Source organism: Ramlibacter sp. 2FC (genome assembly GCF_005503345.1).
Taxonomy (GTDB): domain Bacteria; phylum Pseudomonadota; class Gammaproteobacteria; order Burkholderiales; family Burkholderiaceae_C; genus SCMQ01.
The window spans coordinates 1-10,867 of sequence record NZ_SCMM01000086.1 but is presented as its reverse complement, the minus strand read 5'-3'; the positions used below and the strand labels follow the sequence as shown (position 1 = coordinate 10,867).

Below are 10,867 nucleotides of genomic sequence, written 5' to 3'. Positions count from 1 at the left end.
GCCGCCACCAAGGTGACCTACGCCGCCGACGCCTTCTTCGACTTCGACAAGGCCGTCCTCAAGCCCGAAGGCAAGGCCAAGCTGGACGACCTGGCCGGCAAGGTCAAGGACATCAACCTGGAAGTGATCATCGCCGTGGGCCACACCGACTCCGTCGGCAGCGACGCCTACAACCAGAAGCTGTCGGTCAAGCGTTCTGAAGCCGTCAAGGCCTACCTGGTGTCCAAGGGCATCGAGAAGAACCGCGTCTACACCGAAGGCAAGGGCGAGAAGCAGCCCGTCGCCGACAACAAGACCAAGGAAGGCCGCGCCAAGAACCGCCGCGTGGAAATCGAAGTGGTCGGTACCCGCGCCAACAAGTAATCCTTCCCGGATTGCTTCAAAAAGCCCCGGCAACGGGGCTTTTTTCTTTCCTGCGAGGAAAATGCCGTCATGAGCGAAACAAGCAACGTCGACCCGGCCGAACTGGCCAAATTCTCCGATCTGGCGCATCGCTGGTGGGACCCCGAGAGCGAGTTCCGCCCCCTGCACCAGATCAACCCCCTGCGGCTGGAGTGGATTCATGGCCTGGCGCCGCTGGCGGGCCAGCGCGTGCTCGACGTGGGCTGCGGCGGCGGCATCCTGTCCGAGGCCATGGCGCGCAAGGGGGCCCAGGTGCTGGGCATAGACCTCGCGACCAAGTCGCTCAAGGTGGCCCAACTGCACGCGCTCGAGGCCCAGACCCGCGGCGTGCAGTACCGCGAGGTCAGCGCCGAGGCACTGGCGGCAGAGCAGCCCGGCAGCTTCGACGTCGTGACCTGCATGGAGATGCTCGAGCATGTGCCCGACCCGGCCTCGGTGGTGCAGGCCTGCGCCACCCTGGTCAAGCCGGGCGGCTGGGTGTTCTTCTCCACCATCAACCGCAACCTCAAGTCCTTCCTGTTTGCCATCGTCGGCGCCGAGTACCTGCTGAACCTGCTGCCGCGCGGCACGCACGAGTACGCGCGCCTGATCCGTCCCAGCGAGCTGGCAGCGCATTGCCGCGGCGCCGGGCTGGAGCTGCTGCACACGCGCGGCATGGAATACAACCCGCTGACGCGCCGCTACTGGCTCAGCGCCGACACCAGCGTCAACTACCTGCTGGCCACGCGCAAGCTGCCGGCCGCATGATCCCCATGTTCAAGCGTATACAGGCCGTTCTGTTCGATCTCGACGGCACGCTGATCGACAGCGCGCCAGACCTGGGCGCTGCCGCCGACAAGATGCGCACCGACCGCGGCCTGCCCTCGTTGCCGCTGGAGCGCTACCGGTCCATGGCCGGCGCGGGTGCGCGCGGCATGCTGGGCGTGGCCTTCGGCATGACGCCCGAGCACCCGGAGTTCCAGGTCCTGCGCGAGGAATTCTTCGCCAACTATGAGCGCTGCATGACCGAGCGCACCCTGGTGTTCGAGGGCGTGGCCGAACTGATCGCCGAGCTGGTCGGGCAGGCCCGGCCATGGGGCGTGGTGACCAACAAGTCGAGCCGCTTCACCCTGCCGCTGACGGCTGGCATGCCGCTGTTCGCCACGGCAGCGGCCGTGGTCAGCGGCGACACCACGCCGCATTCCAAACCGCATCCAGCCCCGTTGCTGGAGGCGGCGCGGCGCATCGGCGTCGAGCCGGCGCGCTGCGTCTACGTGGGCGACGACGAGCGCGACATCATCGCGGGCAAGGCGGCCGGCATGGGCACGGTGGCCGCCACCTACGGCTACCTGGGCCCGCAGACCGATATTGGCCAGTGGCAGGCGCAGGCCGCAATAAATTCACCCCTACAGCTCTTGAAGTTACTCGCAGACGCCTAAAATACGCGTCTAGGGGCTGCATTGGTTTCGACGTGGGTTGGAATCGTAGCGGTGCATGTCGAGGTTCAGTCACCTCGTAAAACAGCTGAAACAAACTAACTGCAAACGACGAACGTTTCGCACTCGCCGCTTAAACACCGGTGAGCCTCGCAACAGCAGGCCGATGGGCTGGGCAAGGGGGTCGCAAGACCTCCCGGCTGCGAGGGCATTCACATCGGCTGGTCTTGGCCCGGGTACCTTGGGTTGAGACGAGACAATAGGGTACTGGCGGCTTGGGTAGCGTGCGTCTGCGCGATCCAGGTGGCGAGACTCAAATCAGAACGCTAAACATGTAGATCTGTGCGAGGAAGATTGACGGACGCGGGTTCAAATCCCGCCAGCTCCACCATACACAAGGGCCCGGATGTTCTCCGGGCCCTTTTTCTTGTCTGCTTTCCCAGTATCGGCGCCGGTGCTGGCCATCGGGCCAGGGATATCCGGCCCCGGAAGGCTCGGCGTCTTGGTTTGCCTCTGCTAGACTTTGGACGATTTAATTCGACTCTAAGAGTCCAAGCATGAGCACCAATGTCATGACTGCCGAACCCTGGGTCACCGCCGAGCAAGTCGCCCAGCACCTGGGCGTCGTGAAGGACACCGTCTACCGCTGGCGCGAGCGTAAAGGCCTGCCGGCGCACAAGATTGGTCGGCTTTGGAAGTTCCAGTTGTCTGAGGTGGACGATTGGGTGCGCGCCGGCGGTGCCGACGAGGAGTCGGAGAGCAGGGGGCAAGAAGAATGAACCACACCGGGGGAGGCTGCGCTTGAGCCTGGAAGGACACCATGCGCGCTATCGTCGATAGCCGGGCGATAGCGCCTGGGCGATACGCCCGCGCAGGCCAAATGAGTCAAGTTCCTTGACCACTACTGTCCGGTTAAATAGCCCATGCCAAGCCAAAGATCGAGCATTGGCGCGGGCTGCAGGCTGATTTCTCTTGGTGCCGATTTGAATTTCGAGCGTCAAAAATTAGGTAGTTTCTCGGAGTTGACATCTCCGAGGAGTACCTGTGAATGCCGGCAAGACCCTGTTCGCCCAGAACATGGAGTTTGTGCCGTGGACGAGCTTTGCGCGCATCGTGCACCGCTACGCCGGCAACTCGGGTGTGCGCACGCTGTCGTGCGCCGAGCAGTTCCGGGCGATGGCCTTCGCACAGTTGACCTGGCGCGAGAGCCTGCGCGACATCGAGGCGAGCCTGTCGGCCAACGCGAGCAAGCTCTACGCGATGGGCTTTCGCTCGGCGGTCAGGCGCTCGACGCTGGCCGACGCCAACGAATCGCGCGACTGGCGCATCTGGTCGGACCTGGCGGCCGTGCTGATCCGTCGCGCGCGCAAGCTCTACGCGAGCGAGTCGCTCGGCGTCGAGTTGGACAACACGGTCTACGCGCTGGACTCCAGCACCATCGATCTGTGCCTGAGCCTGTTCGACTGGGCGCCGTTTCGCTCCACCAAGGCCGCCGTCAAGCTGCACACACTGCTGGACCTGCGCAGTTTCACACGGCGGCCAAACGCACAGGCCAAGCGTTCCAGGCGTATGCCGCACCGATGCTGCCTATCCCAAAGAACAGCCGCTGGAACGGGCTGGTCTACTTGCACGGCCTGCTGCCCGAAAAAACGGATGACACGGCATTGAACCGGTTGGTGGTCACCAGTGGTGATTTTGGTCTGGCCTACCTCACCGAACGCTGGGCAGCTCGCTTCGTGAGCGAGTTGTTCCGCAACTACGTGGTGTGCTTCGTTGGCTACAGCATCAATGATCCGGTGTTGCGCTACATGATGGATGCGCTGGCTGCCGACCGGATGCTGGGCGAAGTCACGCCGCAGGCCTGGGCGCTGGGCGACTGCGAGCCAGGGCAGGAACACCGCAAGACCATCGAGTGGGAAGCAAAGGGCGTAACTCCTATCCTGTACGAAGTCCCCGCCGGCAGTCATGACCATTCGGCGCTACACAAAACCTTGCATGCCTGGGCGGAAACCTACCGCGACGGCGTACTGGGCAAGGAGCGCATCGTAGTCAGCCACGCTATCACGCGGCCATCGGCAAGCACGCGACAGGATGATTTCGTTGGCCGAGTGTTGTGGGCCTTGTCCGACAAATCAGGGCTGCCGGCGAAACGCTTTGCAGACTTCAACCCCGCTCCACCACTGTACTGGTTGCTGGAGGCGTTCTCAGACGAACGCTTTCAACACAGTGATCTGGCTCGCTTTGGCGTACCCCCGCGCGACGAGGTGGACGCCAAACTGCGCTTCAGCCTGATTCGCCGACCGGCCCCCTATCCCCTTGCGCCGCCGATGCTGCTGGCTTCCGGTGGAGTTACAGGTAGCCAATGGGACGACGTGATATTTCATCTGGCCCGCTGGCTGGTACGGCATCTGGATGACCCGAGGCTGGTCATCTGGATCGCCCAGCGCGGCGGGCAGTTGCATGACCGTTGGCAGTGGCTGATCGAGCACGAACTGGATCGCTTTGCCTTACTGGAACGTGAAGGCAAGCTCGCCGAGCTGGATGAGATCCGCTCACACGCACCCAAGGCCATCCCCGGGCCGTTGATGCGCACGCTGTGGCACCTGCTGCTCAGCGGACGGGTGAAGTCGCCGTGGCACGATCCCGATCTCTATCGTTGGAAAGGTCGCCTGAAGAGGGGCGGGCTGACTGCCACGCTGCGCCTGGAACTGCGCGACCTGCTCGCGCCCCAGGTGGCATTGAAGCAGCCGTTTCTCTGGAGAGACGGGGCAGAGAACACGGACGAGCCAACGCACATCAAACAATTGGTGGCTTGGGAGCTGGTGCTGGCCGCCGATCACGTGCATTCAGCCCTGCGTGACCTTGCCGACGAGCACTGGGCGTCTGCCTTGCCGCTGCTGCTGGAGGATTTCCAGCAACTTTTGCGGGATGCGCTGGACCTGTTGCGCGAGTTGGGCGAGGCGGACAACCGCAGCGACCGATCGCAATGGGACCTGCCGTCCATCAGTCCGCATTGGCAGAACCGGGGCTTTCGCGACTGGGTGACCCTGATCGAGTTGCTGCGCGATGCGTGGCTCGCGGTTCGCAGCATTGACAGCGCTCGCGCTGCACGGATTGCCCAGACGTGGTTCGATCTGCCGTACCCCACCTTCAAGCGACTGGCCTTTTTTGCCGCCAGCCAGGACGGTTGCATCGCATCCGAGCAGTGGGTGGACTGGCTGTCGGCGGATGGCGCCTGGTGGTTGTGGTCCAACGATACGGGGCGGGAGGTATTCCGGCTATTGGTTCTGCAAGGGGGCCAATTGGCAGGTGCTACGCAGGAGCGTCTGGAGGCCGCCATCGTGGCCGGCCCTCCGCGCGAGATGTACCGGGACGATCTCGAACCAGATCGGTGGCAAGACTTGGTCGCACGTTCAGTCTGGCTGCATCTGGCCAAATTGAATGCATCAGGCCTCGCGCTGGGCGCGCTCGCAGCGGCGCGCTTGGCGGAACTGTCCAGTGCATACCCGCAATGGCAGTTGGCGGGCAATGAACGCGACGAGTTCTCGCACTGGATGAGCGGCACCGGCGATCCGGACTATGAAGAAAGCCGGGACATCGACATCGCGCCTCGCAAGCGACACGAGCTCGTTCAATGGCTGACAAAACCGCAGCCCGAACGACGACCGTTCTATGAGGACACTTGGCGCAATGTCTGCCGAAAGCACCTATTGAACAGTCTGTACGCACTGTGCGATCTGGCACGTGATGGCCTGTGGCCGGCCGGGCGATGGCGGGAGGCACTGCAGGTCTGGAGCGAAGACGGCATGGTGTTGCGGTCTTGGCGATACGCTGCACCACTCGTGCAGACCATGCCCGACACCGTCATTCAGGATATCGCCCACGGCGTGACGTGGTGGATCGAGGCTGCTTCCAAATCGATCAACCGACACGAGGAAATCCTTCTGAACCTGTGTCGTCGCGTCCTGGCTCTGCCGCTAGAAGCAGGTACCGGCATGACGCGCAATGGCGCGCCGATCGATCAGCCTGTCACCGAAGCCATCAATCATCCGGTTGGGCATGTCACGCAGGCGCTGCTCAACCTGTGGTTCAAACGGAATCCGAACGACAACGATCATCTTCCAACCGAAATCGAGCCCTTCTTCACTGAGCTCTGCGATATACGGGTGGACCGATTCCGCCACGGCCGGGTACTGCTGGGTTCGCGATTGATCGCGCTCTTCCGCGTGGATCGAACTTGGACCGAGCAATACCTGTTGCCGCTGTTCAGTTGGAACAATCCGGCAGAAGCGAAAGCCGTGTGGGAAGGCTTCCTCTGGTCGCCGCGCCTCTACCAACCATTGTTGACCGCTTTCAAATCCTCATTCCTCGAAAGCGCACGCCACTACGCTGACTTGGGTGAACACCGCCAGCAGTTCGCGGCCTTCCTGACTTACGCGGCGCTGGGGCCGACCGAGGGTTACACGGTGGAAGAGTTCCGATCCGCGCTTGGGGCGCTTCCTCAAGAGGGATTGGAGGAATCCGCGCAGGCGCTCTCTCAAGCGCTTGAAGGGGCAGGTGATCAGAGGGAAAGTTATTGGAAGAACCGTGTGCAGCCATTCTGGCAACACGTCTGGCCCAAGTCCCGCGACCTTGCCACCCCGCGAATCGCCGAATCGTTGACCCGGCTGATCATTGCTGCCCGATCTGAATTCCCAGAGGCTTTGGCTGCGGTGCAAGACTGGCTGCAACCAATTGAACATCCGCACGACGTTGTGCATCTGCTGCACGAATCGGGTTTATGCAGCCGATTCCCGGCGGATGCACTGAGTCTTCTGGATGCTGTGATTGACGACCAACAGTGGGCCCCTCGGGAATTGGGGCAATGTTTGGACGGGATCGTGCAAGCTGCGCCACTGCTTGCGCAAGACGCCCGATACCAGCGGCTACGAGAGTACTCGCGGAGACGAGGGGTCTGAGGTGGAGGCGACAGATTCCCGCAGCAACCCGCACCAGTGCTCATAAGCTCGGGAGGCCAGTAGGCACATGGTCAACCCACCCGCCACCATCCACCCAAGGGCCCGGCGGCAACGCCGGGCCCTTTGACCTTTGCATGGCGAAGACGCACCCGCAGGCCCTGTGCTCCGAGATGGCCGGCAGCCGCTAACATGGCGCGACCTGCACCGTCCCAGTCCGCCGCCATGAACATCGCCAGCATCCGTACCACCCCCGTGCTCGCCCCGCTGCCGCGGCCGGTGCGCACCGCCTCGGGCACCATAGACCGGTTTCCGCTCGTGCTCATCGACTTGCTCACCGACACCGGCGTCGAGGGCGGGGCCTATGCCCAGGTCTACCTGCCCGAATTGCTGCCCGCGCTGGAGCGCTGTGTCGCGGGCATGGCCGGCATGGTCGTCGGCATGGCGCTCGCGCCGCGCGACGTCCATGCCTTCCTGCTGCGCCGCTGCCGCCTGTTCGGTCTCAAGGGCCTGACCGGCGTGGCCCTGGGAGGCCTGGACATGGCCCTGTGGGACGCCTGGGCGCGCGCCAGGGGGGAGCCGCTGGCGCGCGCCCTCGGCGCCGAGCTGCGCCCGCTCAAGGCCTACAACAGCGTGGGCCTGTACGACGCGCAGTCGGTGGTGGCGATCGCCGAGGAAACCTGTGCCGCCGGCTATGCGGGGCTCAAGATCAAGACCGGGTTTCCGAGCTTCGCGCAGGACCTGTCCGCCGTGCGTGCGGCGCGCCGGGCGCTGGACGACGGCGTGGCGCTGATGGTCGACTACAACCAGTCGCTCGATCCGGTCGAGGCCATGGCGCGCTGCAAGGGGCTGGACGGCGAGGGCCTGGAGTGGATAGAGGAGCCGGTGCTGGCGGACGACCTGGAGGGCTGCGCGCGCATCTCCGACGCAGTGGCCACGCCGATCCAGATCGGCGAGAACTTCCACGGCCCCGCCGAGATGCGCGCGGCGATCGCGGCCCGGGCGATGGACTTGGTGATGCCGGATGCGCAGTACATCCATGGCGTCACCGGCTGGCTGGAGGCGGCCGCGCTGGCGCACCAGGCCGGTCTGCGAATGTCTTCGCACACCTTCCTGGAGGCCAGCTCCCAGCTGCTGTGCGCGACGCCCACCGCCCACTGGCTCGAGGTGCTGGACGCGGCCGGCGGGCTGCGGCGGGCGCCGCTGAAGCTGCGCGACGGGATGCTGCTGCCCTGGGACGCACCCGGCATCGGCCTGGACTGGGACCAGGACGCGGTGGCGCGGCACCGGGTCTGACGGCCCTCGGGGGTTCCCGCTGGCTCAGGGCGCCGCGTCGGGCTCGCCGCAATGCGCCAGGATCTGGGCGCGGGCCGCATCGCGCAGCGCGACCGCGGCGCGCCAGTCAGCGCCCTGGGGTGTCAGGGGCTGGCCCAGGGTCACGGTGATGGGGCCGCGGCGCGGCCGCCAGGTGCCGGCCGGCAGCAGCGCGCGCGTGCCCTCGATCGCGATCGGCAGCACCGGCAGTCCGGCCTCGCAGGCGGCGAGGAAGGCGCCCAAATGGAATTCACGCAGGCCGGCATGCCGCATGAAGGTGCCCTCGGGGAAGACGAACAAGGCGGCGCCGGCGCGCGCCCGCTCGGCCAGGTGGCGGGCGGCTTCCACGCTGCCCTCCAGCACGAAGCGTTCGACGAACTCGGCGCCCAGGCCGCGCAGCAGCAGGCGGGTGCCCGTGCGCTCGAGCAGTTCGCTCTTGGCGACGAACACGAAGGGGCGCGGCAAGGCCGCCATGGCGAGCAGGCCGTCCAGGTAGCTGGCATGGTTGGCCACCGCCACGCAGGCGGTGGCCGGTGGCAGCTGGTCCAGCCCCTGCACGCGCAGCTGCAGGCCGGTCAGGCGCAGCAGCAGGCGTGCGGCCGCGCCGGCGATGCGCCAGCCCAGGGCCGGGCGGCGCAAGGCGACGATGGCCAGCCAGGTCGGCGGCGCGAGCAGGGCCAGCAGGGCCCAGGCCCAGCCGGCCCACAGCAGGTCGATCAGGCGTCCGGTCCAGCGCCTGGCACGCCTGGCCAGCCCTAGCGCCGCCAGCCGCAGCAGTTGCATGCGCACGCTGCGCTGGCTGCCCAGGGCGCCGGCGAGGTAGAGCTCGCGCGTGGCGGCGCGGCGGATCTTGCCGCTCGAGGTCTTGAGCACGCTGTGCGGCGGCGCCAGCACCACCTCGTCCAGCGGCAGGCCGAGCAGGTCCGGCGCCAGCTGCTCGACGGCGCGCTGCAGTTGCTGGCGTTCTTCGGCCGGCTGCAGCCGGGTTTCGACCACGGCCACCAGGCGCTCGCTGGCCGTGGCCGGATCGCTGGCGCCGAACACCGCCACGCAGCCGCGCCGCACGCCGGGCAGGGCGCCCACGGCCTCCTCCAGCTCGTAGGGGTAGAGGTTGCGTCCGCCGCGGATGATCATGTCCTTGACGCGGCCGGTGACGAACAGCTCGCCCTCGGCCAGGTAGCCGAGGTCGCCCGTGTCCAGCCAGTCGCCGCGCCACAGCTTCGCCGTTTCCTCGGGGTTGCGGAAATACCCCGTGGTGGCCGACGGGCCGCGAAACTCGATGCGGCCGACCTGGCGCTCTGGCAGCTCATTTTCCGCGGCGTCGACCACGCGCAATTCGTGTCCGGGCAGCGGCCGGCCGCTGCCGACGAAACGCAGCGCGTCGGCGTCGGCCTCGGCGGCGGGCAGGGCGCGCTGGTCCTGGAAGAAGGGCTCGCGCGCGATGCGGTCGATGCGCGCGCCGCGCCCGGGCAGCGGCACCGTGAGGCCGACCGCGTTTTCGGCCAGGCCATAGGCCGGCGCCATGGCCTCGCGGCGCAGGCCCTGGGCCGCCAGGCGCTCGCAAAAGCGTTCTACCGTATCCGGGCTCACCGGTTCCGCGCCGTTGACCGCGAGCCGCCAGCAGGACAGGTCCAGTCCCGCCAGATCGGCCGCGCTCGCATGGCGCAGCACCAGCTCGTAGGCGAAATTCGGCGCCGCGGACAGGCTGCCGCGGTAGCGGTCGATCACCGACAGCCAGCGCGCCGGGCGGGCCAGGAAGTCCAGCGGCGACATCAGCACCAGCGGGTTGCCGTTGTAGAGGCTGCCGAGCCAGGTGGCGATCAGGCCCATGTCGTGGTAGAGCGGCAGCCAGCTCACGACCACGTCGTCGGCCGTGATCGCCACGGCACGGCTCCAGGCGCGGATGTTGGCGAGCAGGTTGGCGTGGCTGAGCATGACCCCCTTGGGCTTGCCGGTGCTGCCCGAGGTGTACTGCAGCAGGGCCAGGCCGGTCGTGAGGGGCGTGGCCGCGGCCAGGTCGTCGGCGCCCGCGCCCAGCTGCTGCGGCGTGCAGACGCGCTTGAGGCTGGCGGTCTGCGTGGCGAGCAGGCGCGCGACGGCGAGGGCCTCGGTCACGGTGATCAGCACCGGCGCCTGGCAGCTGTCGAGGATGCCGGTCTGGCGCCGCAGGTGGTCTTCGAGCTGCGAGGGGCGCGTCGGCGGGTACATGGGCACCGGCACCCCACCGGCCAGCAGGGCACCGAAGAAGCTGGTGAAGAACGCCAGGCAGGTCGGCAGCATGATGGCCACGGCCTGGCCCGGTGCCAGGCCATCGCGCTGCAGGCCGCAGGCGATGCGGCGCGCGTCATGCAGCAGTTCGCCGTAGCTCAGAGTGCCCAGTTCGGCGCCGTCGCCCAGCAGGCGCACATGCACGCGCTGCGGCGTGCGCGCCGCATGCCATTGCAGGACCTCGACCAGGGTGAGCGCGGCTGTGGGAGCCTCCACCGCGGCGCTGGGCGCAGCCGGCACGGGCTCGGCCTCGGTGGCTGGCGGCGCCTCGGGTTGCGCGCTGAGCAGCGCCGTCAGCAGCTGGCGCGGCGTTTCGGCCTCGGCCAGCGTGGCGGCGGGCAGGCGCACGCCGGCGGCGCGCTCCAGGCGGGCCAGCAGTTCGACGCGTGCCAGGCTGTCCAGGCCCAGGTCGCGCTCGAGGTGGCTGTCCAGTTCGGCGGGGCGCGGCGGCCCGGGGTGGAGTTCGCTCACCAGCTCGCGCAGGATGCGCAGCAGCTCGGTGGCCTCCAGGCG

The 10,867-nt window shown here is 66.8% G+C and carries 7 protein-coding genes, 1 other RNA gene and 1 pseudogene; 8 read left to right on the top strand and 1 reads right to left on the bottom strand.

Annotated features, from left to right (window positions below; translation table 11 throughout):
- The 8 genes and pseudogenes from ompA to FFS10_RS21675 form a co-directional block, all read left to right on the top strand.
- Nucleotides 1–363: outer membrane protein OmpA (gene ompA, locus FFS10_RS21710; RefSeq protein WP_171016215.1), on the top strand; the 363-nt coding region annotated here is incomplete at its 5' end.
- A 69-nt stretch (nucleotides 364–432) separates the two neighbouring features.
- Nucleotides 433–1,149, top strand: a complete 717-nt coding sequence (gene ubiG / locus FFS10_RS21705; protein ID WP_137896677.1) for a bifunctional 2-polyprenyl-6-hydroxyphenol methylase/3-demethylubiquinol 3-O-methyltransferase UbiG — start codon at nucleotides 433–435, stop codon at nucleotides 1,147–1,149.
- A 5-nt stretch (nucleotides 1,150–1,154) separates the two neighbouring features.
- Nucleotides 1,155–1,820 carry an HAD family hydrolase gene (locus tag FFS10_RS21700; protein WP_137896676.1) on the top strand — a complete coding sequence of 222 codons (666 nt, stop codon included), beginning with the start codon at nucleotides 1,155–1,157 and terminating at the stop codon, nucleotides 1,818–1,820.
- Nucleotides 1,821–1,832: 12 nt separating this feature from the next.
- Nucleotides 1,833–2,208: a transfer-messenger RNA gene (gene ssrA, locus FFS10_RS21695) on the top strand.
- Between the two features lie 181 nt (nucleotides 2,209–2,389).
- Nucleotides 2,390–2,596: a helix-turn-helix domain-containing protein gene (locus FFS10_RS21690; RefSeq protein WP_137896679.1), complete on the top strand. Its 207-nt coding sequence runs from the start codon at nucleotides 2,390–2,392 to the stop codon at nucleotides 2,594–2,596.
- A 265-nt stretch (nucleotides 2,597–2,861) separates the two neighbouring features.
- A pseudogene (locus FFS10_RS21685) lies at nucleotides 2,862–3,341 on the top strand (DUF4372 domain-containing protein); the annotation flags it as partial.
- Between the two features lie 56 nt (nucleotides 3,342–3,397).
- Nucleotides 3,398–6,775, top strand: coding sequence for an anti-phage defense-associated sirtuin Dsr1 (gene dsr1, locus FFS10_RS21680; protein WP_212744172.1), 3,378 nt, complete (start codon nucleotides 3,398–3,400; stop codon nucleotides 6,773–6,775).
- Nucleotides 6,776–6,997: 222 nt separating this feature from the next.
- Entirely contained in the window at nucleotides 6,998–8,068 is a 1,071-nt protein-coding gene (locus FFS10_RS21675; RefSeq protein ID WP_171016174.1) for an enolase C-terminal domain-like protein, read from the top strand.
- Between the two features lie 24 nt (nucleotides 8,069–8,092).
- Here the strand turns inward: FFS10_RS21675 and FFS10_RS21670 are convergent.
- Nucleotides 8,093–10,867, bottom strand: a 2,775-nt coding sequence (locus FFS10_RS21670; RefSeq protein ID WP_349654597.1) for an AMP-binding protein, incomplete at its 5' end; no start/stop codon positions are given.

Bases quoted from the DNA above. Each gene is read 5' to 3' on its own strand.
- FFS10_RS21690 (WP_137896679.1), top strand. From the start codon at position 2,390: ATGACTGCCGAACCCTGGGTCACCGCCGAGCAAGTCGCCCAGCACCTG.
- FFS10_RS21700 (WP_137896676.1), top strand. From the start codon at position 1,155: ATGTTCAAGCGTATACAGGCCGTTCTGTTCGATCTCGACGGCACGCTG.
- FFS10_RS21675 (WP_171016174.1), top strand. From the start codon at position 6,998: ATGAACATCGCCAGCATCCGTACCACCCCCGTGCTCGCCCCGCTGCCG.
- dsr1 (WP_212744172.1), top strand. From the start codon at position 3,398: ATGCTGCCTATCCCAAAGAACAGCCGCTGGAACGGGCTGGTCTACTTG.
- ubiG (WP_137896677.1), top strand. From the start codon at position 433: ATGAGCGAAACAAGCAACGTCGACCCGGCCGAACTGGCCAAATTCTCC.